This window comes from Crossiella cryophila, from assembly GCF_014204915.1.
In the GTDB taxonomy this organism is placed as follows: Bacteria; Actinomycetota; Actinomycetes; order Mycobacteriales; family Pseudonocardiaceae; genus Crossiella; species Crossiella cryophila.
In genome coordinates this window covers 7,870,149-7,894,655 of record NZ_JACHMH010000001.1, presented here as the reverse complement: position 1 = coordinate 7,894,655, position 24,507 = coordinate 7,870,149, and the positions used below count along the sequence as shown (strand labels likewise).

The 24,507-nt window shown below is 71.6% G+C and carries 21 protein-coding genes; 13 read left to right on the top strand and 8 right to left on the bottom strand.

Annotated elements, in window-relative coordinates; all coding sequences use genetic code 11:
- Positions 1–21: 21 nt before the first annotated feature.
- Genes HNR67_RS33815 through HNR67_RS33800 form a run of 4 tightly spaced genes read left to right on the top strand, consistent with a single transcriptional unit; the run spans position 22 to position 3,362 of the window.
- A complete protein-coding gene (locus HNR67_RS33815) occupies positions 22–1,224 on the top strand; it encodes a GNAT family N-acetyltransferase (protein ID WP_185006533.1) in 1,203 nt (400 codons plus the stop codon).
- Positions 1,225–1,266: 42 nt separating this feature from the next.
- Entirely contained in the window at positions 1,267–2,274 is a 1,008-nt protein-coding gene (locus HNR67_RS33810) for a hypothetical protein (protein ID WP_246492652.1), read from the top strand.
- A gap of 12 nt (positions 2,275–2,286) precedes the next feature.
- The gene (locus HNR67_RS33805; protein WP_185006531.1) at positions 2,287–2,703 is read left to right on the top strand and encodes a hypothetical protein; all 417 of its coding nucleotides are present in this window, start codon (positions 2,287–2,289) and stop codon (positions 2,701–2,703) included.
- Positions 2,700–3,362 (top strand): hypothetical protein, encoded by a 663-nt coding sequence (locus HNR67_RS33800; protein WP_185006530.1) that lies wholly within the window; start codon positions 2,700–2,702, stop codon positions 3,360–3,362. The genes HNR67_RS33805 and HNR67_RS33800 overlap by 4 nt, the downstream gene beginning before the upstream one ends.
- A gap of 18 nt (positions 3,363–3,380) precedes the next feature.
- On the opposite strand, the gene HNR67_RS33795 is transcribed toward HNR67_RS33800, so the two are convergent.
- Positions 3,381–4,328, bottom strand: a complete 948-nt coding sequence (locus HNR67_RS33795) for a 5'-3' exonuclease (protein ID WP_312988634.1) — start codon at positions 4,326–4,328, stop codon at positions 3,381–3,383.
- 82 nt (positions 4,329–4,410) lie between these two features.
- On the opposite strand from HNR67_RS33795, the gene HNR67_RS33790 reads away from it, so the two are divergent.
- The 5 genes from HNR67_RS33790 to HNR67_RS33770 are packed head-to-tail and all read left to right on the top strand — an operon-like array spanning position 4,411 to position 9,637.
- Positions 4,411–5,007, top strand: coding sequence for a helix-turn-helix domain-containing protein (locus tag HNR67_RS33790; RefSeq protein ID WP_185006526.1), 597 nt, complete (start codon positions 4,411–4,413; stop codon positions 5,005–5,007).
- Positions 5,004–6,245 (top strand): MFS transporter, encoded by a 1,242-nt coding sequence (locus tag HNR67_RS33785; RefSeq protein ID WP_185006524.1) that lies wholly within the window; start codon positions 5,004–5,006, stop codon positions 6,243–6,245. The genes HNR67_RS33790 and HNR67_RS33785 overlap by 4 nt, the downstream gene beginning before the upstream one ends.
- A 5-nt stretch (positions 6,246–6,250) precedes the next feature.
- Entirely contained in the window at positions 6,251–7,402 is a 1,152-nt protein-coding gene (locus HNR67_RS33780) for a M24 family metallopeptidase (protein ID WP_185006522.1), read from the top strand.
- Positions 7,399–7,848 carry an Lrp/AsnC family transcriptional regulator gene (locus HNR67_RS33775; protein ID WP_185006520.1) on the top strand — a complete coding sequence of 150 codons (450 nt, stop codon included), beginning with the start codon at positions 7,399–7,401 and terminating at the stop codon, positions 7,846–7,848. Before HNR67_RS33780 ends, HNR67_RS33775 begins: the two co-directional genes overlap by 4 nt.
- Before the next feature lie 28 nt (positions 7,849–7,876).
- Positions 7,877–9,637 (top strand): serine/threonine-protein kinase, encoded by a 1,761-nt coding sequence (locus HNR67_RS33770; RefSeq protein WP_185006518.1) that lies wholly within the window; start codon positions 7,877–7,879, stop codon positions 9,635–9,637.
- Here HNR67_RS33770 and HNR67_RS33765 read toward each other — a convergent pair whose 3' ends face one another.
- Positions 9,638–10,549 carry a pentapeptide repeat-containing protein gene (locus HNR67_RS33765; protein WP_185006516.1) on the bottom strand — a complete coding sequence of 304 codons (912 nt, stop codon included), beginning with the start codon at positions 10,547–10,549 and terminating at the stop codon, positions 9,638–9,640. It lies immediately after the preceding gene.
- Positions 10,550–10,604: 55 nt separating this feature from the next.
- Positions 10,605–11,981 carry a serine hydrolase domain-containing protein gene (locus tag HNR67_RS33760; protein WP_185006514.1) on the bottom strand — a complete coding sequence of 459 codons (1,377 nt, stop codon included), beginning with the start codon at positions 11,979–11,981 and terminating at the stop codon, positions 10,605–10,607.
- 127 nt (positions 11,982–12,108) lie between these two features.
- On the opposite strand from HNR67_RS33760, the gene HNR67_RS33755 reads away from it, so the two are divergent.
- Positions 12,109–13,458, top strand: coding sequence for a phenylacetate--CoA ligase family protein (locus HNR67_RS33755; RefSeq protein ID WP_185006512.1), 1,350 nt, complete (start codon positions 12,109–12,111; stop codon positions 13,456–13,458).
- On the opposite strand, the gene HNR67_RS33750 is transcribed toward HNR67_RS33755, so the two are convergent.
- Positions 13,436–14,248, bottom strand: coding sequence for an alpha/beta fold hydrolase (locus HNR67_RS33750; RefSeq protein WP_221490144.1), 813 nt, complete (start codon positions 14,246–14,248; stop codon positions 13,436–13,438). The two genes, HNR67_RS33755 and HNR67_RS33750, sit on opposite strands and share 23 nt — an antisense overlap.
- A gap of 778 nt (positions 14,249–15,026) precedes the next feature.
- On the opposite strand from HNR67_RS33750, the gene HNR67_RS33745 reads away from it, so the two are divergent.
- The gene (locus tag HNR67_RS33745) at positions 15,027–15,869 is read left to right on the top strand and encodes a CPBP family intramembrane glutamic endopeptidase (protein ID WP_185006508.1); all 843 of its coding nucleotides are present in this window, start codon (positions 15,027–15,029) and stop codon (positions 15,867–15,869) included.
- Position 15,870: 1 nt separating this feature from the next.
- On the opposite strand, the gene secD is transcribed toward HNR67_RS33745, so the two are convergent.
- From secD to HNR67_RS33725, 4 genes are all read right to left on the bottom strand, one after another.
- On the bottom strand, positions 15,871–18,144 hold the full coding sequence (gene secD, locus HNR67_RS33740) for a protein translocase subunit SecD (RefSeq protein WP_312988630.1): 2,274 nt from the start codon (positions 18,142–18,144) through the stop codon (positions 15,871–15,873).
- 84 nt (positions 18,145–18,228) lie between these two features.
- Entirely contained in the window at positions 18,229–18,621 is a 393-nt protein-coding gene (locus HNR67_RS33735; protein WP_185006504.1) for a hypothetical protein, read from the bottom strand.
- Positions 18,622–18,665: 44 nt separating this feature from the next.
- Positions 18,666–19,412 (bottom strand): GNAT family N-acetyltransferase, encoded by a 747-nt coding sequence (locus HNR67_RS33730; RefSeq protein ID WP_221490143.1) that lies wholly within the window; start codon positions 19,410–19,412, stop codon positions 18,666–18,668.
- Positions 19,405–20,796: a PAS domain-containing protein gene (locus HNR67_RS33725; RefSeq protein WP_185006502.1), complete on the bottom strand. Its 1,392-nt coding sequence runs from the start codon at positions 20,794–20,796 to the stop codon at positions 19,405–19,407. Before HNR67_RS33725 ends, HNR67_RS33730 begins: the two co-directional genes overlap by 8 nt.
- Positions 20,797–20,917: 121 nt before the next feature.
- On the opposite strand from HNR67_RS33725, the gene HNR67_RS33720 reads away from it, so the two are divergent.
- The gene (locus HNR67_RS33720; protein ID WP_185006500.1) at positions 20,918–24,082 is read left to right on the top strand and encodes a bifunctional cytochrome P450/NADPH--P450 reductase; all 3,165 of its coding nucleotides are present in this window, start codon (positions 20,918–20,920) and stop codon (positions 24,080–24,082) included.
- Between the two features lie 61 nt (positions 24,083–24,143).
- Positions 24,144–24,506, top strand: a complete 363-nt coding sequence (locus HNR67_RS33715; RefSeq protein ID WP_185006498.1) for a DUF1304 domain-containing protein — start codon at positions 24,144–24,146, stop codon at positions 24,504–24,506.
- The last annotated feature ends 1 nt before the right edge of the window (position 24,507 follow it).

The following is a 24,507-nucleotide window of genomic DNA, read 5'->3' as shown; positions in this document are numbered from 1 at the left end:
GCGGCCAGGCACGATGCGCTGGTGACCGACCACGAGGTACAGGTGCTCGACGATGCCGAGGTGCGCGCCGCGCACACGCTCTTCCGCGCCGCCATGCACCATCCGGCCGCCCAGGACGAGCAGTGGGCGCACACCAGGCACGCCTACGTGCCGGGCCGCACGCTGGGGGTGCGCGGTGGCGAGCTGCTGGTGGGCACCACGACCTCGTTCCCGGCGCCGCTGACCGTGCCCGGCCGGACCGGGGTGCCGCACGCCGGCGTCACCAGGGTCGGCGTGCGCGCCGACCACACCCGGCGCGGCGTGGTCACCGAACTCATGCGCGCCCAGCTGCGGGACCTGGCCGAGCGCGGCGAGGTGCTGGCCAGCCTGCGGGCCAGCGAGGCCGCCATCTACGGGCGCTTCGGCTACGGCGTGGCCAGCCGCGGCCGGATGCTCGCGGTCGACCGGGCGCGGGCCCGGCTGCACCCCGGCGCCCCGGTCACCGGCGAGGTGCGGCTGCTCGCGCCGGAGGAGCTGGACACGGTGGTGCCGGAGGTCTACGCCCGGCTCGACCCGTCCCGCCCCGGCTGGCAGGAACGCTCGGCGCATTACTGGGCCCTCGCCCTGGCCCGGTACCACGCCGGGGACGAATACCTGGTCGCCGCCGTGCACACCGGACCGGCCGGCCCGGACGGCTACGTGCTCTACACCTTCGTCCGCGAGGAACACGGCCGCGCGCTGGAGATCCGCGAACTGCACGCGAGCACCCCCGGCGCGCAGGCCGGACTGTGGCGGTTCCTGCTCGGCGTTGACCTGGTCAGCCGGATCACCACCGACGACCCGCTGCCCCTGGACCTGCCCCTGGAACTGCTGCTGACCGACCGGGACGCGGTGCGCACCACCGCCGTGCAGGACGAGATCTGGCTCCGTCTGGTCGACGTCCCCGAAGCCCTGGCCGCCCGGACCTACGAGGCGGCCGAGCCGGTGGTGCTGTCCGTGCGGGATCGCTTCCTGCCTGCCAACACCGGTCACTACCGGATCGGCCAGGACGGTGCGAGCCGCACCGAGGCCGCCGCGGACCTGGAACTCGACGTCGACGCGCTCGCCGCGCTCTACCTCGGCGGCACCCGGCCCACCGAACTCGCCGAGGCGGGCAGGCTCACCGTGAGCACGCCCTCGGCGCTGCCCTCGGCCGACCGGTTGTTCGGCACCGGCAGGCCGCCGTGGTCGGGCACGTTCTTCTGAGGTGCCTCGCTGGGGCGGGCGTGATCGGGATACTGTGGCCTAATGGGGTTGTTCGGTTGGGGGAAGAGGTCGGCCGCCCGTAAGGAAGCGGCCCTGCCGAAGCCGGTGATGATCCAGCACCGCACCTACGACGACCCGGTGCTCGACGCCGCGGTGGCCGAGGTGAGCGAGGGCAGCCTGCAGGCCGGTCTGACCGTGCTGGCCGAATGCCGCGAGGACCCCGAGACCCGCACCCTGCGCGCGGCCGTGCTGGGCAAGACCGCGATCGGCCACAGCGACGAGCTGACCACCATCGCCGAACAGGCCGAGGACCCCGACCTGTGGCTGCTGGTCGGGGAGGCCCGGATCCAGGAGGCGTGGGCGATCCGCGGTTCCGGCAGCGGCGCCAGCGTCGGCGCGGACCGGGCCAAACTGTTCCACAGCACCCTGCGCCGCGCGGTGGAACCCTTGCACCGCAGCGCGAAACTCCTGCCGAAGGACGCCGCGCCGTGGGTCAGCCTGATGCCGGTGGCCCGCGGCCTCAACGTCGACCGCGAACAACACGACGACCTCTGGCGCAAGATCATCGACCGCGCTCCGATGCTGTATCCCGCGCACTGGCAGCGATTGCAGTACCTGGCCGCGAAATGGGGCGGCTCCGAGGAGGAGATGCTCGCCTTCGCGCACGGCTGCGTGGACAAGTCCACCCCCGGCAACCCCCTGGTCGCGATGCTGCCCCTGGCGCACTTCGAGACCTACCTGCCGCGCTTCCGCAAACTCCTCGAGGAACGCAGCCCACTCAAGATCGCCACCTTGCAGGTCCGGCACTTCGCGAAGGTGGCCGAGGAACTGGCCGAGGCGGCGGACCGGTGGCAGACCGGGCCGGAACCGCACGTGCGCGACTACGAGGCGCACAACCTGTTCGCGGCGGCCTTCTGCATGGCGATGGACAAGGACCGGGCGAAGATCCACCTGGATGGCATGGGGGACCGGCTGCACGGGATTCCGTGGGCTTATCTGGGGGCGGATGTGCTGGAGGAGTACCACCAGCGCTCGGCCAAGTACCGCTGAGGGGAGGCGGGCATGGGCAAACCAGTGTGCGTGGATTTCCGGACCCTGCACGGACTTGAGGTCGTCTCACTCGACCTGATCGTGCACAACTCCGGGTCGACCGAGGCGCTGCGGATCGTGCTGGCTGACGGCTCCGCGCTGGTGTGCAAGGTCTGGACCGACTGGACGCTGATCGCCGAGCACCGGGCCGACCCGGTGATCCCGGACTACTTCTGGCCGCCCGCGGACTTCGCCCTGGAACCGCTGGTGCCGGGGCATCGCTGGGAGGGGGCCGTGATCACCTCGGTGCGGACCACGGACAACGAGGTCGGCGAGCTGTACCGGGCGGACTTCGAGATCGGCGGGCACCAGGTGTGCACCCGCTCCTACGGCGGCGAGGTCGTGGTGACCGCCGAGATGTCGGCCCCCCGTGCTCTCATGGACCCGTGACTGCTCTGGATCTTGTGCGGGAGTTGCCCGACATCGAGGTGCTGCGAACCCGGTGCCGGGCCATGGCGGCCCTGGAGATCGTGCTCAACGAGGACCCCGCCGCCCGCTACTTCGGCTTCGACCCGGACTGGACCCCGGAACGGGCACTCGCCTGGATGGCCAACGGCTCCGGCGATGAGTACTCGATCGTGTTCCAGGAAGCCGGGGTGTTCGTCCGCGGGTTCGACCACGAGTCGGCGATGAGCCCCTGCCTCAACGACGACGGCGAACTCTGGCCGGGCCTGGTCGACGATCTGCCCACCGACTTCCACGACCTGGTCGAGGAACCGGCGTTCAGCGTGGACGACGTGCTGGCCGCGACCGTCGTCGTCTGGCGGCGGTGGAACGGGACGCGCTGGCAGACCGGCGAGCTGGTGTTCCCGGCCGGGGACGATCCCGATGGCGCGCGCTGGTTGTTCCAGGTCGTCGTGACCGAGGGGCCCAACGGGTATCACGAGTTCGCGCAGGACTACTACCAGCGGAAACTGGACTATCGCGCGGTGCGTGAGGTGTGGCTGGGCGGGCCGGTCACCGAGGCGCTGACCCGGCGGCTGGCGCCGGAGGCGGACTGGGCGCGGGTGCGGGACGAGGTGGCGGCCCTGGGTTACCCGCTCGGGTGAGGCCGAGCGGGTACCGGGTCAGGAGGCGTTGGCTTTGAGGGCCTTGAGCAGGCGGTCCAGGGAGCGGTCGATGCCCCAGCGGCGGCCCAGCGCGGCGAAGCGGGCCGGGTCGGCGGGGGTGGCGGGCAGCGGGTCCTCGCGGTACATCCGGACCGGGGCGTCCACCGCCACGTTGACCACCTTGGGCGCCACCGCCAGGTAGTCCGCGGCGGCGGTCAGGCTGGTGCGGGCGCGGGCGGTCAGCACCCGGTCCATCGGGTCGTCCACCGCGGCGATCAGCGCGTCGAGGGAACCGAACTGGGTGATCAGCTTGGCCGCGGTCTTCTCGCCGATGCCCGCGACGCCGGGCAGGCCGTCGCTGGGGTCGCCGCGCAGTACCGCCATGGCCGCGTAGGCCGCGCCGGCTTCCTTCTCCGGCAGCGCGTACTTGGCGGCCAGCTCCAGGGGGCCGAAGGTCTCCGCCTTGGCGATGCCCTTGCCCACGTAGACCACCCGCACCGGCACCGGCTGGTCGCGCACCAGCTGGAACAGGTCGCGGTCGCCGGTGACCACCTCGACCGGGTCCTTGGTCTCGGCGAAGGCGAGTGCGCCGATCACGTCGTCGGCCTCGTAGCCGTCGGCCTCCGCGGTGGCGATGCCGGCCGCGTCCAGCACGTCCAGGATCACCGGGACCTGCGGGCCCAGCGTGTCCGGCACCTCTTCCTCGCTGCCGTCGGAGCCCTCGGCGACCCGGTGCGCCTTGTAGGAGGGCAGCGCGGCCACCCGGAAGGCCGGGCGCCAGTCCGCGTCCAGGCAGGCGACCAGGCGGCCGGGCCGGCGGTCGCCGATCAGCCGGGCGACCATGTCGGTGAAACCACGCACGGCGTTGACCGGGGTGCCGTCGGGGGCGGTCATCGACTCCGGCACGGCGTAGAAGGCCCGGAACCACAGGCTGGCCGCGTCGATCAGCACGAGGGGAGCGTTCACCCCGCACAGCCTGCCACGACCCACCGACAGAAATCGCCAAGAACCCTTTGCAAAGAGTCCTTGGCGATTGTACGGTCGGCGGGTGAGCGAGGACGAACGCCCCCTGGAACGGGCCATCGAGCTGAACGCGCGCACCCTGCGCGGCCTGGCGCACCCGCTGCGGCTGGAGATCCTCGGCCTGCTGCGCGCCGACGGCCCGGCCACCGCCTCCGGACTGGCCGGACGGCTCGGCGAGAGTTCCGGCACCACCAGCTGGCACCTGCGCCAGCTCGCCGAGTACGGCTTCATCGAGGAGGACCCGGAGCGCGGCAACCGGCGGGACCGCTGGTGGCGGGCCCGGCACCAGTACACCGACTTCGAGTTCGGCGACTTCCTCAGCGACCCGGCCCACCGCGGCGCGATGGGCGCGTTCCTGCAGGAGATCGTCGACATCTACCACCGCAAGGCCACCGAGTTCGTGACCGGCGCGGCGGGCTGGCCACGGGAGTGGATCGACGCGGCCGGGATGTCCGACCGGCTGATGTGGCTCACCGCCGAGGAACTGACCGCGCTCAACGGCGAACTGGAACAGGTACTGGACCGCTACGAGCGACCGCGCCGCGAAGGCGACACCTCGGTGGTCACCCAGTGGCAGTCCTTCCCGCGCCGCGGCCGGGAACCCAAGGGGGACAAGTCATGAGCGTCCAGGAGCTGACCCCGGTGCGCCGCCGCCTGCCGCTGGTCGCGTTGTTCGCGGCCAACGGGATCTCGGTGTGCGGCACCATGATGACCTTCCTGGCCATCCCGTGGTTCGTGCTGGAGACCACCGGCAGCTCGGCCCAGACCGGCCTGGTCGCCGCGGTCGAACTGATCGCCGTGGTCGCCTCCTCGGCACTCGGCGGACCCATGGTCGCCCGGTTCGGGGTGCGCGGCGCCAGCGTGCTCTCCGACCTGCTCGCCGCACTGGCCGTGCTGGCCATCCCGGTGCTGCACCTCACCGTCGGCCTGGCGCTGTGGCAGCTCGTGCTGCTGGTCGCGGTGCTCGGCCTCAGCCGCGCGCCGGGGGAGACCGCGCGCGCCTCGGCAGTGCCCGACCTGGCCGCACTCGGCGGCACCCCGCTGGAACGCGCGGCCAGCGCCGCCGACGGGGCCTCCAGGGCGGCCAAGATGGTCGGGCCGCTGCTGGCCGGGGTGCTGATCGCGGTCACCGGCGCGGCCGAGGTGCTCTTCGTGGACGCGGCCACCTTCCTGGCCTCCGCGCTGCTGGTCGGCCTGTTCGTGCCCGGCGACCGCACCGGCGACACGCAGCCGAGCCGCGGCATGCGCGCCTACCTGGCCGATCTGCGCGCCGGCATCGGCTACCTGCGCCGGGACCGGCTGATCGGCGCGATCACGCTGATGCTGATGGCCACCAACATGATGGACGCCGCCGTCTACTCGGTGCTGTTACCCCGCTACGCCAAGGACGTGCTCGGCAGCAGCGTCGCCCTCGGCGTGATCACCGGCGTGTTCGGCGGGGCCGCGCTGCTGGGCACCCTGCTCTACGGCTGGCTCGGGCCGCGACTGCCGCGCTGGCCGGTCTACACCGTGGCCTTCCTGGCCGTCGGCGCGCCCAAACAACTCCTCCTGCTCGCCGAACCGGGACTGTTCGCGCTGGTCGCGGGCATGGCGGTGATCGGCCTGCTGTGCGGGGCGATCAACCCGATCCTGTCGGTGGTCGAGTACGAGCGCATCCCCGAGGACCAGCGCCCGGTCGTCTTCGGCGTGACCGCGGCCGGCTGCGCGGCGGGCATGCCGGTGGGCACCGTGCTCGCCGGGCTCTCCGTGGACCACCTCGGCCTGGCCGTCACCATGTGGCTGGCCGGCGGGCTCTACCTGGTGGCGACGCTGTGTCCGCTGGTCTTCCGGGTGTGGCGGCGGATGGACCGCATAAAGTAGGCCTCATGTCGACGACGACCGGAGAAGTGGACGTTCAGGCGCACACCAGCAGGCTGGCACGGGCGGCTTCGGCCGCCACCGCCGCCGGGGTGGACGCGCTGCTCGTCGCTGGGGGCTCGGACCTGCGTTACCTGCTCGGCGCGGGCGGGGATTCCTTCGAACGGCTCACCTGCCTGGTGCTGCCCGCCGAGGACGGCGCGCCGCCCGCACTGGTGCTGCCCAAGCTGGAAGCCCCCGGCTACGACGCGCTGCCGCTGGCCGAACTGGGCGTGGAACTGGTCACCTGGGTCGACGGCGAGGACCCCTACCGCCTGGTCGCCGACCTGCTCCAGTGCACTGGGCGCGCCCCGGCCCGGGTCGCGGTGGCCGACGCGATGACCGCCCGGCACGTGCTGCCGCTGCGCGCCGCGCTGCCCGGCGCCGAGCAGGTGCTGGCCGGTCCGGTGCTGCGTGAACTGCGGATGCGCAAGGACGCCAGTGAGATCGCCGGACTGCGCAAGGCGGGCGCGGCCATCGACCGGGTGCACGCCCGGATGGCCGAATGGCTCAAGGTCGGGCGCACCGAGGCCGAGGTGGGCGCGGACATCGCGGCCGCCATCGAGGCCGAGGGGCACACCCACGCCGAGTTCGTCATCGTCGGCTCCGGCCCCAACGGCGCCAGCCCGCACCACTCGCTCTCGGACCGGGTCATCCAGGCAGGCGACGTGGTCGTGGTCGACATCGGCGGCCCGGTCGCCGAGGGCTACAACTCCGACTGCACCCGCACCTACGTGCTGGGCACCCCCGCGCACGCCGACGTGGCCACCGGCTACGCCGCCCTGCTCGCCGCCCAGGAAGCCTCCGTGCGGGCCGTCCGCCCCGGTGTCACCGCCGAATCGGTGGACGCCGCGGGCCGCCAGGTGCTGGAGCGGGCCGGGCTCGCCGAGTACTTCGTGCACCGCACCGGCCACGGCATCGGACTCGAAGTGCACGAGGAGCCCTACATCGTCGCGGGCAACGACCTGGTGCTGGAAGCGGGCATGGCCTTCAGCGTCGAACCGGGCGTGTACCTGCCGGGCCGGTGGGGCGCGCGGATCGAGGACATCGTGGTCGTTACGGAAACCGGTGTCGAGCGACTGAACAACCAGCCGCATGACCTGGTATCACTACCCGCGTGACGAATCTTGAGCCGATCGACCGCGCGATCCTGCGGGTGCTGTCCGAGGACGGCCGCTGCAGTTTCACCGATCTCGCGGAGAAGGTGGGGCTGAGCGTCTCGGCCGTGCACCAACGGGTGCGCAGGCTGGAGCAACGCGGAGTGCTGCGCGGCTACGCGGCACGCCTTGACCACGAACAGGTCGGGCTGCCGCTGACCGCGTTCATCTCGCTCACCCCGATCGACCCGTCGGCTCCGGATGACTACCCGCAACGGCTGGCCGCCCTGCCCGAGGTGCAGTCCTGCTACTCGGTCGCCGGCGACGAGTCCTACATCCTGCTGGTCCGGGTGGCCAAGGCGACGGCCCTGGAGGATCTGCTGCGGCGGATCCGCGAGGTCGCCAACGTCTCCACCCGGACCACGGTGGTGCTCTCCACGCCGTACGAGGACCGGCCACCAGCTGTCTAGGTAGCCACGGTGCCTACACTCCGCCCACATGGGGAGTGACGAGCTGATCGCGGGCCGTTACCAGCTGCTGGCCAGGTTGGGCAGTGGCGGCCAGGGGGAGGTCTGGCGGGCCCGCGACGTCGAACTGAACCGGGTCGTGGCCATGAAGCGCTCCCGCGCGGCCGACCGGGAACAGGGGCAGCGGCAGACCCGCAGGGAGGCCGTCCAGGGCGCGGCGCTCACCCATCCGAACGTGATCATGGTGCTCACCTCGTTCACCGCGGGCGAGGACCACTGGGTGGTCACCGAGCACCTGGAATCCCGCGATCTGGCCAAGGTGGTCGACCAGGACGGCACGCTCTCCCCGGAGCGGGCCGCCCGGATCGGCGAGCAGGTGGCCGCCGCGCTGGCGGCCATCCACCGGGCCGGGATCGTGCACCTGGACGTCAAACCGGCCAACGTGCTGGTCACCGCGACCGGCCAGGCCAAGCTGACCGACCTGGGCATCGCCCGCTGGGCCGAGGAGACCGACCTGTCCGGCGACAGCCTGGACTTCACCCCCGGCTACGTCGCCCCCGAGGTCGCCGGCAACGCCGCCGCGACCAGCGCCGCCGACGTCTTCGCCCTGGGCGCCACCGTCTACGCCGCGGTGGAGGGCCAGTCGCCATGGGGCGGCGCGGGGGTGCGACCGCAGGGCAAACTCGCCCGCGCCGCCGCCTACCGGCTGGACCCGCACCACCAGGACGGGCCACTCGGCAAGGTCCTGGACGTGTTGCTGCACAAGGATCCGCGCCGCAGGCCCAGTGCCGAGGACGCCCAGGCCATGCTCGCCGAGGTGGCCGACGGGGCCGAGCTGCCCCTGCGCGTCCCGCCACCCCCGCGCCGCCGTCGCTGGCCGGTGCTCACCGCGGTGGGCACCGTGCTGGCGGTGGTGGCCGCCGCCGCGGTGTTCTGGCCCTCCGAGTCGCCGCCCGAGGACCGGCTGCGGCTGCTCGGCGACCCGCGCACGGTCGACCCGTGCGCGCTGACCGAGGTCGGCGCGCTCAACCGGTTCGGTCAGGCCGTGCTGGACCAGGACTACGGCAACTTCAACCGCTGCCGGGTGCTGCTGCGGCTGAGACCGGGCGACCCCGCCGACGAGGTCGAGGCCCAGGTGCAGTTGCAGGGCTACCCCGGCCCGCACACGCCGACACCGACCGCGACCGTGATCGCCCCGGTGCAGCGCCCGGCCCAGCGCGGCGACGAGTGCGAACGCACCGTGCACCTGCCCGACGGGCACCGCGTCCGCGTCCGGGCCAAGCACCGCCAGGACCGCCCGGCCCCGCTGTGCGACGTCGCCGAATCCCTGGCCCTTGGCGTGCTCTCGGTGCTCAACCAGGGCCAGGTCCGGCGCAGGCCCACCGAGACCGCGGCCGACTCGCTGCGGGGCCTGGACGCCTGCGCGCTGCTCACCCGCGCCGAACTGGCCCCGCTGATCGGCGCGGCCGAGGCCGACCCCGGCTTCGGCGGCTGGGACTGCGAATGGGTGCGCGGCCGGCGCGAGGTCATGATCGAGTTCGATCGCAGGCCGCCGCTGGCGGAGAAGAAGGGCGGCCGCCGGATCGACCTCGGCGCGGGCGTGGAGGGCCTGCTGGACCCGGACAAGGAGGCATGCGAGGCCGTGGTGCCGCACCGGTCGCTGAGTGATTCCGGCGGCCATCCCATGCTCGAGGTGGTCCGGCTCTACCTGCGCGACGCCGCGCCGGGGGAGACGCTGTGCCCACAGGTCACCGAGCTTGCCAGGGCGGTGGCCGGGCGGTTGCCGCGCTGATCAGCCGTTCAGGCCGGTGGCTTCCCGCAGGTCGGCGCCGGTGAGATCGGCGCCGGTGAGGCGGGCCGAGGTGAGTTCCGCGCCGGCCAGGTCGGCGCCGGTCAGGTTGGCCGAGGTGAGGTTCGCGCCGGTCAGGTTCGCCTGACGCAGCCGGGTGGTCCAGGCGGCGGGGGAGCTGTCCTCGCGACGCAGGTCCGCGCCGGTGAAGTCGGCCTGCACCAGCACACCGTCGCTCAGGTCGGCCGAGCGCAGCCGGGCGCGGGCCAGGTTGGCCCGGCTCAGGTCGGTGCCGGAGAGGTCGGCGCGATCCAGCTGGGCCTGGTGCAGATCGGCCCCGGCCAGGCAGGCGCGGGTGAGGTTGAGCCGGTCACCGGCGGGGCTGCCGCGGCGGCCGATCACGGTGATCGCGGCCTGCACGTCCTCGGCCGGGCGTTGCAGGGCCTGCGCGGTGGCGCCGTCACCGCAGTTCTCGATCGGGGCCCTGGTGCGCACGAACGCGGTCAGCACCTCGACCCCGCGGGCCGCGTCCTTGGCGGAGTCCCTGATCAGCCCGTCCAGACCGTAGATCGCACCCAGCCGGACGTCCAGCTTGTCCGCGCCGAGCTGGCCGACGGCCTCGGTGAACCGTTGCGCCGCCTGGGTTTGCGCGCTCAGCACCAGCTGCGCCTCGGTGGCGGCCAGCGAACGCGAGGTGAACCACAGCGACCCCAGCGCGGCCACCCCGACCACCAGCGCCGCCACCGGCAACACCCAGCCCCGGCCACGCCGTCGCCCTGGCGGGGCACTCGGTGCGGGACTGGGCGGGGCCACCGGAACCGGCGCCGGGCGCGCGGCCGGGCGGACCCGGCTACGGCGGATGCGGCTGGCGGCGGCGGTCAGCCGGGGACGTCGTCGGCGGGGACTGGACGGCATGCCACGGAATCTTGGCCGATCCGTCCAGCCCCGCCAACACCGGTAGGTAGGAGATTCAGGCCGGGTCGACCGGCACCCAGCCGTCCGGGTTGACCCCGCCGGGGATCGGCGCGGCCGGATCGTAGGGGGTGCGGGTGAAGATGAAGGTGTTGAGGTCCAGGTGGGTGGCGGTGCCGTCGGCGGCGCGGCCGATCCGCAGCAGCTCCCCGGCGTAGTAGCCGTCCAGCCCGGTCCAGGTGCCGTCGTCGTTGGCCCGGAAGCGGGAGGCGCGGCCCCGGCCGTTCCACGGGTTCAGGTCGAGCAGGCCGTCCGGCAGCAGCCGCAGCGCGTACGGGCTCGGTCCCCAGTACCACTGGCCGGTCAGCGCCAGCAGCGCCGGATCGGCGGCGGGCTGCGGCGCCCACTCGGCCGGGATGTGCGGCTCCAGCTCGTGCAGCAGGTCCAGCAGGTCGGTGGCCACCGGGCCGGAGGGGCCGACGGTGCTGTTGGTCAGGTACAGCACCGCGGTGTCCTCCTTCGGGTCCACCCACACCGTGGAGACGAAGCCCGGCATCGACCCGGTGTGCCCGGCCAGCCGCCTGCCCTTGTGCCGCACCAGTTGCAGCCCCAGGCCGTACCCGGCGCGCCACTCGTCGCCGTCGTCAACGGTGGCCGGTTCGCGCATCTCGGCCACGGTGTCCGGGTGCAGCACCTCGGCGGTGTCCCCGAGCAGGAACCGGGCCAGCCGGGCGAGGTCGGGGATGGTGGACCAGAGCTGTCCGGCCGGGGCCATCGAACCGGCGTCGTGCGCGGGTTCGGGCAGCAGCACATCGGCCCACGGGTGCACCGCCCAGCCGTGCGCGTGCGGCGGCTTGGGCATGCTGGTGGTGCGCTGCATGCCCAGCGGCTCCAGGAGTTCGGCGCGCAGCACGTCCTCCCAGGACTGTCCGCGCAGCCGGGAGACGAGTTCGCCGAGCAGGCCGTAGCCGACGTTGGAGTAGTGGAACCGGCGACCGGCCCGGTGCCGGACGTCCGCGCCGGTGAGGCCCTCGATCAGCTCGCTGGCCGGGTAGCCCGGGGCGCGCTCCCACCAGGGGCCGGGGGATTCGGCGGTGATGCCGGAGGTGTGCGAGAGCAGCTGGGCGATGCTCCGCTCACCCAGCGGCGTGCCGGTCAGGTGCTGGTCCAGCTGGTCGGACAGGTCGAGCTTGCCCGCGTCGCGCAGGCGCATGACCAGCAGCGCGATGAAGGTCTTGGTGATCGACCCGATGCGATACTGGGTGTCGAGGGTGACCGCGGCCCCGTCGACCTGGCCGCGGGCGCCGCTCCAGATCAGTTCGCCGTCGCGGACCAGCCCCGCGGTGAGCGAGGGGAGCCGGCTGCCGGCCTGTTCAACGGCCACCCGCCGCACCAGCGCTCGTCGCGTGCCGGGCAGCAGCTCACTGGACGACATGGAAGGCTCTCCCTCGAACTGGCCGGATGTCTGGTCGTTTTCTTCCCGGCGGACGCTACCGCACTCGGTTGTGGCGGTACGCGGGAGGAAATACCGTGGTCGCCCGACCAGCGGCTGGGGGATGGGCATGAACGTGCAGTGGCAGGCATGGCGGGACCGCCGCGGCGACCGGACCAGGGTGCTGTCCCGGCAACAGGCCCGGATCACCGAACTGGTCGCCTACGCCCGGCAGCACTCGCCCTACTACCGATCCCTCTACACCGACCTGACCAGGGACTTCCGCCTCACCGACCTGCCGCCGACGGCCAAACCGGAGCTGATGGCCCACTTCGACGAGTGGGTCACCGACCCCGCCGTCCGACTGTCCGACCTGGACGTCCACCTGGCCGACCCGGCCCGCATCGGCACCCTGTTCCGCGACCGCTACCTGGTGTCCACCAGCTCGGGCAGCAGCGGCCAGCGCGCGGTGCTCCTGCAGGACGAGCCCATGCGCAAGGTCGCCAACACCCTGGGCGCCCTGCGCGCGATGCCGGCCCTGGGCGTGGGCCTGGTCCGCGAGATCGCCGCCAGGGGCGGCCGGATGGCCAACCTGGTGGCCACCGACGGCCACTTCGGCGGCGTGGCCACCGCCGAGTTCCAGCGCGCCCAGCGCCCGTCCCGGGCAGACCGCCTGCGGGTGTTCTCGGTGCACGCGCCGATCGAGGAGACGGTGGCCGCGCTCAACGAGTACCAGCCCGCCATGCTCGGCGGCTACGCCACCGCCCAGGTCGCCCTGGCCCACGAACAGCTGGCCGGACGCCTGCGCATCGCCCCCGTCCTGATCACCACCGGTGGCGAGGCCATCCCCGCCGCCGACCGCGCCCTGCTGGCCCAGGCCTTCGGCGCCGAGGTGCGCAACCAGTACGGCTGCTCCGAGTTCATGCTGCTGACCTTCGCCTGTGCCCTGGACCGCCTGCACATCAACGACGACTGGGCCATCCTGGAACCCGTGGACGACCGAGGCCACCCGGTGTCCCCCGGAGTCCCGTCGACCTCGGTTCTGCTAACCAACCTGGCCAACCGAGTCCAACCCATCATCCGCTACAACCTGGGCGACTCGATCACCATCGACCCGGACATCTGCGGCTGCGGCCGCCAGTACCCCACCCTGCGAGTCCAAGGCCGCACCAACGACCTCCTGGAACTACAAGCCCCCGACGGCACCACAGTAAGACTGCTCCCCCTGGCCGTCACCACAGTCGTAGACGGCCTGCCCGGAGTCCGCCGCTTCCAAATAGTCCAAACCACCCCAACCCACCTGCACATCCGCCTGGACGCGACCAACCCCGACGCCTGGCCCCGCCTCCGCGAAAAACTCACCACCTACCTCGCCAAACAAGGTCTGGGCACAGTAGAAGTCACCCTCGACCAAACCCCGCCGCAACGAGACCCCAGCACCGGCAAATTCAAGTTGGTCACAGTGGCGAAGCAGACCTGACCGAATCCGACCCCCGCAACAAAACCGAAGCCACCAGTTCCGGATCGTCACTCATCGGCACATGCCCACACCCCGGCAGTTCCACCAACCGGGCCTGCGGAGCCAGTTCCCGGGCCCGCAACCCCTGCCGCCGAGACAAAACCCGATCCCGATCCCCCCAGGCGACAGTCACCGGCACATCGGCCGGAACCACCCCACTGAACCGAAACTCCCGCCCCACCCGCAAAGCAACGTCAAACCCAGCCGCCTCCCGCAAGGCCCGCACCTCAGCCACCACAGCCGAAGCGGAGCGAGCAGCAGGCCGCCCATAAATCATCCCCGTCAACAAAGTCCGAGCCACCCCAGACTCAGCCAACCGGGCAACAACCCCCGGCGGCGTAACCCGAGCGGCCCCCCGACAAGCCCGCAATACCCGAAAAGCCCAAGCCCGCTCGCGATCAGTCCACAACCCAGCAGGAGACAAAGCCGTCACACTGCTGACAACCCCCCGCTGCCCCAACAACAAGGCCACCAACCCACCCATGGAATTCCCCGCCACATGCGGCCGCACCAACCCAAGGTCAGCACAAAACTCCTGAACAACATCGGCCAGCAACCCCGGATGAACCCGAACCCCCTCCGCGAACATCGGCGAGGCCCCAAACCCGGGAAAGTCCAGCGCGATAACGTCCCGCTGCTCAGCCACCAGATCCAACACCGGCTCCCAAGCCTGCCAGTGATGCCCAACCCCATGCAGCAACACCAACGGCGCCCCCGCACCGACTCCGCGCCGTTCGTAGACCAGGTCCATGGGGTCCACCATAGATCGAGAACCGGCCGGTGCCGTATCCCCGGATAGCGGGACATGCGGTGGGGAGGGGGTTGGGGGAGGGGCGGTGACGATCGCGGAGCGCGGGCAAAGCCCGGAGGCCGGGGGCTGGGGGCCGAGCGGTTGTCACGGGCGAGCAGGCGAAGCCCCGGCGAGCCGGCGGCACGGTTCCGAGCGACCCGCGTACAACAAGTGCCAACCCGACGTCCCACAACGGCCAACACACCGTACAAGAACGGCCAACACACCGTACGACAACGGCCAACACGCCGACGAGGGTTTCAACCCTCCGCGCGTGTTGGCCGTACTGGTACGGCGTGTTGGCCGTTGTCGTACGCCACGTTGGCCGTTCTTGTACGCCTTGGGCGATCGCGACCGGGCGAAGCCCGCACACAAGCAGACGGGGTGGCTTTTCAAACATCCCCTGAGCGGTTCCCCATCCCCGTCAGCCTGGAGAGGACACACCGCATCCTGGGCGCGCGGACCCGCAACCCGCCGCCGCCCTAGCCACCCAACCGCAGGGGTCTGCGCGCCCAGGATGTGGTTTGGTATCGGAAGGCTGACGGGGATGGGGAACCGCACACGAGCACTGCTCTCTGCCTTTGATTTTCCCCCCCATCCTTTGATTCCTGCCCGTCCGGCGAGGACGCCCTTGATCGTCGCTCGGGTACCTCAGCACCAGAGGCCAACAACGCAACAGCCAAGAGCGAAAAAGATGGCCCCACCACCACACCCACCTCCACCCAGATATGTTGGCAGCATGGGGCAACGGCGATCCTGGGCCCGGCTCGGAGGCTTCATCCTGGTCGGCTGCCTCACCACAATCTTCGGCTGCCTGCTCCTCCTCCTCCTGACCGGCCACTTCAGCGTCCACTACACCGCCGACCACGACGGCACCCTCCCCCTCTGGATCCTCACCGTCCCCGCCCTACTGGCCATAGTCGCCACCCGCTTCACCCCACCCACCGTCAAGTGGGAGAACCCGTTCCGCCTAGACCCACCCCGCACCCGCCTCGAAGCCGCCTGGCTCACCGCCCTCGCCACCGCCTTCGCCATCGTCATGGTCTTACCCGGCGCCCCCCTCTGGTTCCTGATCGCCAAACCAGTCCTGCTGATCGCGATCCCGCTCACCCTCTTCTGGTACCTGCGCCGAAACGGCGGCAAGCGCGAACGCTGGTGCCCCATGACCCCCACCCGCTGGATCGCCCCGCTCGTACCCGCCGCCGTCTTCCTCGGCCTCACCTATCTCCTGGGCGCCTACCCCGAATCCCGCCTCATCCCGGATGTCCAGACCATCCTGGTCGTCTTCCTCTTCAACGCGGTCATCGAAGAACTCTTCTTCCGCCGCTGGCTGCAAACCCGGCTCGAGGCCGTGCTGGGACTATGGCCGGGGATCGTGCTGGCCGCCGTGCTCTGGGCGGTGTGGCACATCGGGATCCAGTCCCACCACGGCGTCGGCCTCGGCGTGCTCACCGTGCTGGCGGGCCACGGCGTCCGCGGGATGTTCCTCGGCTACCTCTGGGCGCGCTACCGCAACTTCCCCGTCCTGCTCCTCGTGCACGGGGTCATCAACGCGCCGTTCCTGCTCACCGGCCTGCTCTGACTCACACCACCGCCCCGGAATCCACCCGCCGCCGCGTCTGCTGCCGGGGCTTGGCCCGCTGCCGCCCGGCCCCCGGCGACTTCCGGTCCAGCAACACCGCCAGCGGCGAAGCCGTGGCCACCGTGGAGATCGTGCCCGCGACCACACCCACCAGCACCGCCAGCGCGAAGTCGGCCAGCGACCCGTCACCCAGGAACAGCAAGCACAGCAACACCGCCAGCACACCCACACCCGTGTTCACCGTGCGCGGCAAGGTCTGCAGCACCGCGGTACCCGCGACCTGGTGGAAATGCTCCTTGGGCCGCAACCCGCGTAGCTCGCGAACCCGGTCGAAGACCACCACCGAGTCGTTCACCGAATAACCGATCACCGTCAGCAACGCCGCCAGGAACACCGCGTCCATGGTGATCCCCAGCCAGGAGAACAACCCCAGCAACACGACCACATCCGTCAACAACGCCGCCACCGTGGCCACCCCCAGCCGCCAGTCGAACCGGATCGCCAGGTACGCCAGCTGCGCCGCCACCGCGATCGCCAAGGCCAGCAACGCCTTCGTGCGCAACTCGTCACCCAGGCTCGGCCCGATCAGCTCACTGCGCACCTGCTCCGCCCCGCCGCCGAGCCCGGCCACGACCTCCTTGGCCTTGGCCGCCTGGGTCTCGTCCAGTGGCGCGGTCTTGATCGTCAGTTCCTTCTCACCGCTGGTGGACACCGTGGCCCGGTCGAAACCGGCCGCCTGCAACGCATCCCGCGCCGCATCGGGGTTGACCTGCTGCTGTGTGGTGTACTCGATCAGCCTGCCGCCGGTGAACTCCACGCCCAGCTCCGGCCCCCGGATCACCAGCCCCAGCGCGATCAGCAGCGTGATCGCCCCGGTGGCCAGCAGCCAGCGCTTCGGGTTGGCGTACAGGCCACTGAACCGCCCGGTCAGCCAGGTCCGCACCCGGCCAAGGCTGCCCAAACCGGTCAGCCACGGCCGTTTGGCCACGAACTCGTTGTCGCACACCGCGATCATCAGCACCCTGGTCAGCACCAGCGCACTGAACAGCGAGGCCAGCACACCCACCGACAGCGTCACGCCGAACCCGCGCACCGGCCCGCTGGCCAGGAAGAACAGCAACCCGGCCGCCAGCAGCGTGGTGACGTTGGAGTCCGCGATCGCCGACACCGCGCCCTTGAACCCGCCCTCCATCGCCCGGCTCAACCGCTGCCGTGGCGGCAGCCCGGATCTGCTCGCGAAGTCCTCCCGGGCCCGCTCGAACACCAGCACGTTCGCGTCCACCGCCATACCCACCGCGAGCACCAGGCCCGCCAGCCCCGGCAAGGTCAGTGTCGCCCCGATCGCCAGCAGCGAGGAGTAGGACAGCGCCGCGTACCCGGCCAGCGCCAGCACCGCGAGGAAACCGACCAACCGGTAGACGAAGGTGAGGAACAACCCGGTGATGCCCACGCCGATCAGCGCGGCCCAGGCACTCGCCTCGATCGCCTGCGCGCCCAGGGTCGGGCCCACCGTCCGCTGTTCCAGGACCTCCACCGGCACCGGCAGCGCGCCGCCGCTGATCAGCAGGGACAGCTCGTTGGCCTCGGCCTGGGTGAACTTGCCGGTGATCCGGGTGTTGCCGCCGCCCATCCCGGCCTGGCACCCGACCGACGGGTCCACCTGCGGCGAGGAGATCACCTTGTCGTCCAGCACGATCGCCACCCGGCGCTTCGGGTCACCCGGCGCGGAGCACGCCGCCTGCCCGGTCAGCTTCCGCCAGCTCTCCCCGCCCGGCCCGGAGAAGTCGATCCCGACCTGCCAGCCCACCCCCTGCGGCACCGGCCCCGAGTTCGCCCCGGCCACGTTCTCCCCGGTCAGCGCGGCCGCGGCCAGCCGCAACGGCGCCCCGGACTCATCCGGCAGCACCTTCTCGCCCGGAGCGGGCGGCGTGCCCGGCGGCACCACCCCGAGCACCGGGTGCATGGTCAGCTGGGCGGTCCGGCCGAGCACCGCGACCGCCTCTTTCGGGTCCTGCACGCCGGGCAGTTCGACGATGATCCGGTTCTCCCCGGATCGCACCAGCCCCGGCTCGGCCACGCCAAGGCTGTCCACCCGGCGGCGGATCACCTCCAGGGCCCGGTCGGTGGCGTTGGCGTCGGCGGTGACGGTCGGGGTGGACTTGGCCTCAAGGACGATCTGGGTGCCGCCGCGCAGGTCCAGACCAAGGCGCGGGGCGGTGCTGAGCACGAGATAGGTGGCGGTGACGAGCACGGCGAGGGACAGCAGCCCACGCACGAGAAGTCCCCGCCACGCCGAAGGGCGTGACATGGGTGAGGTTCCTCCAGGATCGATGTCCGTCCACAAAGGACGGCGTGACGGTCAGATTCCTGGAGTGGACGGTGGCCCTCTGGTGGGCGCCTGCCGCGGCCCGACCCCGTCCGCGGCGTCGAGGGCGTTCTGATCGGTGGCGAAGTCGACGCTGGGCCGAGGGAACGCGGGCCTGGCCACCGGCAACCCGGCTGGCAGCTCGGCGAAGTGCTGGTGCGCGTGCGGGTTGTTGATGGCCACCCGGTCGGCGTGGTTGAGCCGGGTGTCCCGGTGGTCCGAAGAGGACCCACCGAGATGGGTGGACACCGCGACCTCGTTGTCCGCCAACGTGATCGGCGCGGCCGTGGCCACCGGTGCGGCCACCAGCACCAGCAGCGCGGTGAGCAGCACCGCCTGGATGAGCCGGAGCAGCACGGAGCGAGGCGGGACCCGGTGCTCGCGCACGGCCGACCTCCTCAGTTCGGTGCCAACCCGGCCAGTCTAGAGGGTCAGTCCGGGATGAGCACCGTCATGGACTCCTCGACGTGCTGGAAGTCCGCCTTCGCGTACACCCACCGCGCCGGATTCCCCTCCGTCACCGCCAGCCCGATCGCAGGCAACCCGGCCCGCGCGCCCAGCGCCAGTGCCCGGCGCAGCAGCAGCGTGCCCAGCCCGCGATAGCGCGGCGCGGGATCCCGGTAGACCTGGGAGATCCACGGCCCGCCCAGCGGCGGCTCGCCCTCGCGGTCGTTGACCACGATCACGCCGACCACCGTCTCGCCGTCCCACACCAGGCTGCTGCACGGCAGCACCGGCCCGAGCACCTCCCCGGCCAGCAGCCGGGCGAAGTTCCGCCGCTCGCTCTCGGGGTCCAGCACGTGATCCACGTGGCCAGGCGGGAAAGCCAGCTCGTAGGCGCGGTAGATCTCGTCCAGGGTCGCGCTGAACTCGCTGAACCGCAGCCCCTCCGGCAGCGGCCCGGCCGCCCAGCCAGGATCGACCGGCTGGGTGCGCAGGTCGTAGCTGTAGCAGTGCGCGTGCCGGACCACCGTGCCGCCACTGGCCTTGGCCACCTGGCAGATCTCCGGTGCGGCGCTGAACACCCAGCCCTTGCGCTCGGCGAAGAGCAGCTTGACCAGGTCGTCCGGCGCGATGTCCACCGGGCGCAGCTCGTCCGCGTAGGGCAGCTCCATCCGGGTGCCGCGCTCGTAGGTGGCCACCACCCGGCCCGCGCCGTCGAGCAGTTCCTCATGCATGGGCAACTCCGTTCTCCCGCAGCGCGGGCGGCCACACCGAGGCGTCCAGCACCCCGGTGGCATACGCCCTGGCCACCAGCGCGGTGCGGTTGGCCGCGTCGAACCGCTGGCAGAGCCGGGTGACGTGGTAGGTCACCCCGTCCGGGGTCAGGCCGACCGCGGCCGCGATGGCCGCGGTGGTGTCCCCGGCGGCGACCCTAGTGATGATCTCCGCCTCCCGGGAACTGATTTCCGGCGACACCTCGGCCGGCGGCGGCTGCTCCGGGTCGGCGGCCAGGGTCAGCAGCAACCCGGTCTCCACGTCCTTGACCAGCTGAAGGGTCAGCTCGCCGGTGCGTTCCACACTCCCGCGCCGCGGCTTCCAGCGCACCGCCAGCCGTCGCCGCCCCCGCGCCCCGGACGCGAACTCGCGCATCAGCCGATCGTGTTTCTCCTGGTCACGGGCCTGCATCAGGGTGGTCAGCACGGTGCCGTGCAACCGGCCCGGACTGCTGCCCAACAGGGCGGCGAACTCCGGGTTGAGCATGCTCAGCGTGCCGTCGGGCAGGCAGACCGCGGCAGGCACCGAGATCCGGTCCAGCAGCGCCAGGAACCGGTTGCGCCACAACGCCGCGTCCCGCTGGGCGGTGCGGAACTCGGTGACGTCGAACAGGATGGTGCCCACGTGCGGCGGGCCCTGCGGCTGCGGCAGCGGGAACCGGTAGCCGGACCACTCGATCTCCCGCCCGTCCTGCTCGGTGCGCATCCGCACCTGCCGGGCCGCCCCGGACAGCAGCACCGCCGCGTTCTGCTCCACCGACTGCTCGGCCAGGTCCGGCGGCAGCACCTCCGGCACGGTCCGCCCGACCACCTCACCGACCGGTCGGTCGAGCAGCCGGTGCCCGGCGTCGCCGAACCAGACGTAGCGGTGCTGCGCGTCGGTGATCATGGCCAGCACCGGCACGTGCGCGACGAACTGGGCCAGCCGCTGCTCGGCCGCGGCCAGCGCGGCCCGGTCGGCCAGCCAGTCCCCGACGTCCACCGCGACCATGCCCAGCAACGGTTCCCCGTCCGCCGGGTGCAGCAGCAGCTTGTGCCCGGCCAGCCACACCTGCCTGCCGGACCGCCCCGGCAGCGCGGTCGGCACCGGATCGCTGGGCCGCCAGCGCACCGGCTCCCCGGTCCGCCACACCCGTTCGTCCTCGGCGTCCACCGGCGCGGCCAGTTCCGGACCCAGCCAGTCGGCCAGGGTGCGGCCCGCGATCTCGGCCTCGCCGGCCCCGATCAGCTCGCGGTAACTCGGCGAGGCCCAGGTGAACCGCCCTGTCCGGTCGCGCAGCGAGGCCAGCGCGCCGGAGGCGGCCAGCAGTTCGGCCAGACCGAGCCGGGACAGCGGATCGCTCACAAGGAGGAAACGTAGCCGAGGACTACAAGATTGTGTAGTGCTGTGGTCCGAGACTGTGGATCAGCGCTGGCACTGTTGATCTCGACAGGACAAGCGCGCACAGCGAAATCGGGGATTCGAGATGGGCACTGCACACACCACCGACCGGGTCGAACTGCCGCACCCGGCCAACCGCCTGCCGGTCATCGGCGATGTGCTCGGCGCGCCGTCGGACCGCCTGGTGCAGAGCGCGATGGACGACGCCAGGGCGCTGGGCCCGATCTTCACCCGCAAGTTCTTCGACACCGAGGTCGTCTTCGTCTCCGGCGCCGACCTGGTCGCCGAACTCGCCGACGAGGATCGCTTCGCCAAGCACGTGGGCAACTCCCTGGTCACCATCCGCGGCCTCACCGGCGACGGCCTGTTCACCGCCTTCAACGACGAGCCCAACTGGGCCAAGGCGCACGACATCCTGCTGCCCGCCTTCGCGATGTCCTCGATGCGCACCTACCACCCGACCATGCTCGCGGTGGCCCGCAAGCTGATCAACTCCTGGGACGGCCACACCGGACAGTCCACTGTGGACGTTTCGGGGGACATGACCAAGCTGACCCTGGACACCATCGGCCTGGCCGGTTTCGGCTACGACTTCGGCTCCTTCGAGAGCGAGGACACCCACCCGTTCGTCACCGCGCTGGTCCGCGGCCTGGCCTTCGCCCAGGCCAAGAACCGGCACGTGCCCGGCCTGGACTTCCTCTACCGCAAGGGAAACGAGCAGTTCGCCGCGGATGTGGCCTTCCTCAACGGCGTGGTGGACGAGGTGATCAAGGAGCGGATCGCCAGTGGTGACACCAGCACCGACGACCTGCTGGGCCTGATGCTCAACGCCCCGCACCCGAAGTCCGGGGAGACCCTGGACGAGGTCAACATCCGCAACCAGGTGGTCACCTTCCTGATCGCCGGGCACGAGACCACCTCCGGCACGCTGTCCTTCGCGCTGCACTTCCTGACCAAGAACCCGGCCGTGCTGGCCCGCGCCCAGGCCGAGGTGGACGCGCTCTGGGGCGATGTCGAGGACCCTGACCCGAGTTTCGAGGACATCGGCAAGCTGCGCTATGTGCGGCAGATCCTCAACGAGACGCTGCGACTGTGGCCGACCGCGGCCATTTTCGCCCGCCAGGCGTTGCGGGACACCGAGATCGGCGGCAAGTACCCGGTGGCCAAGGGCGAGGCGATGCTGGTGCTGACCCCGATGCTGCACCGGGATCCGGTGTGGGGCGACAACGTGGAGTCCTTCGACCCGGAGCGCTTCAGCCCCGAACGCGAGCGGGAGCGCCCGGTGCACGCGTTCAAGCCCTTCGGCACCGGCGAGCGGGCCTGCATCGGCCGCCAGTTCGCCCTGCACGAGGCGACCCTGTTGCTGGGCCTGCTGATCCACCGCTTCCGCTTCCTGGACCAGGACAACTACCAGCTCAAGGTCAAGGAGACGCTGACCCTCAAGCCCGAGGGCCTGCACCTGGGCCTGGCCCGCCGCACCAGCGCCGACCGGCGCAAGCCCGCGGTCGCCGAGACCGCGCACGCCACCGCGAAGTCGGCCGGGCGGATGCGGCAGGGCACCAGGCTCACCGTGTTGCACGGCTCCAACCTGGGCACCTGCCGCACCCTGGCCAAGGAGATCGCCGAGGCAGGGGAGCAGCACGGCTGCGACGTTTCCGTTGACCCGTTGGACGTCGCCACTCGGTCGTTGCCGGCCGGCTCCCCAGTGGTGATCGTCGCGGCATCCTACAACGGGCGCCCGACCGACGACGCCGCCGAGTTCTGGAACTGGCTCAACCAAGCCGAACCCGGCTCCCTGGACGGCGTCCGGTACGCGCTGCTCGGCGTCGGCGACCGCAACTGGGCCGCCACCTACATGCACGTGCCCACCGCCATGGACGCCCGCCTCACCGAACTCGGCGCCACCCGCCTGCTCGACCGCGGCGAGGCGGACGCCTCCGGCGACCTGGCCGGCGCGGTCACCGACTGGAGCGAACAGCTCTGGACCGCGCTGCTGGCCGAGTACGGCGACCCGGACGCGGTGTCCACAGTGGACACCACCGACGGTCCGAGGTACGCGGTGCGCACGCTGTCCGGCCCGGTCACCGCGGCCCGCGACGCCCGGCACGAGGTGCTGCCGATGACCGTCCTGGACACCGCCGACCTGGCCGAGCTGGACCACCCGCTGGGCCGGTCCAAGCGGTTCCTGCGGATCGCGCTGCCCGAGGGCGTGACCTACCGCACCGCCGACCACCTCACCGTGCTGCCGGCCAACGACCCGGCCCAGGTCGAACGCGCCGCCCAGCTCCTCCAGCTCGGCCTGGACGACGTCCTGGAGATCGCCGACCGCCGCCCCGGCCGCGGCGCGCTGGGCATCGACCGACCGGTCACCGCCCGCGCCCTGCTCACCCACTTCGTCGAACTGCAGGACCCGGCCACCCCCGCCCAGCTCACCGCGCTGGCCGCGATCAACCCCTGCCCGCCCGAGCGCAAGGCCCTGGAAGCCCTTGCCGCGCAACCGGATGGCCGCAGCGTGCTGGACCTCCTGGAGGTCAACCCGGCCTGTCAGCTGACCCTGGACATCGCCCTGGAACTGCTGCCGCCGCTGCGCCCCCGGCACTACTCGATCTCCTCCTCGGCCGCGAGCCAGCCGGGTGCGGTCGACCTGATGGTGTCCCTGCTGGAAGCCCCGTCCCGGTGCGCTGACGGCACCTTCCGCGGCATCGGCTCGGCCTACCTGACCGGTCTGCGCCCCGGTGACACCGTGCTGGCCAAGGTCCAGCCCTGCCGGGAGGCCTTCCGGCTCGACCCGGCCGCCGACCGCCCGGTGATCATGATCAGCGCGGGCACCGGCCTGGCCCCGTTCCGCGGTGCCATCGCCGACCGCCTCGCCGTCGGCAACACCGGCCCGGCGCTGTGCTACTTCGGCTGCGACCACCCCGAGGTCGACTACCTGCACCGGTCGGAGTTGGAAGCGGCTGAGGCCGCCGGAGTCGTCTCGATGCGGCCCGCGTTCTCCCAGGCGCCGGTGGAGGACGTGCAGTTCGTGCAGCACCGCATCGCCGCCGAGGGCGAGCAGGTGTGGCAGCTTCTGGACAGCGGCGCGGCGGTCTACGTCTGCGGCGACGGCGCCCGGATGGCCCCCGGCGTGCGCGCGGCCTTCCTCGACCTGCACCGCAAGCACACCGGCGGCGACCAGAACGCCGCCGAGGCCTGGCTGGCGGATCTCATCGCGCGGGACCGTTACATCGAAGACGTCTACTCGGGATGACGAACCCCCGGGTCAAGCGCACAATGGCTGTCCACAGTGGAATGATGAAGGAGCAGTTCTGATGGGTGTCGTGGCAGGGATCCTGGTCGGGTTGGTCGCGCTGATCCACGTGTACATCCTGGTGCTGGAGATGTTCCTGTGGACCACCCCACGGGGCCAGAAGGCGTTCGGGCTCACCCCCGAGTTCGCCGAGGCGACCAAGACCCTGGGCGCGAACCAGGGCCTGTACAACGGATTCCTGGCCGCCGGCCTGATCTGGTCGCTGATCGCGGCCGACCCGGTCGGCTACCAGGCGAAGATCTTCTTCCTGGTGTGCGTGTTCGTCGCCGGGGTCTACGGCGCGGCCACGGCCAGCAAGAAGATCCTCTACGTCCAGGTGGTGCCCTCGGTGCTGGCGCTGGCCGCGGTGTTCGTGGCCGGCTGAG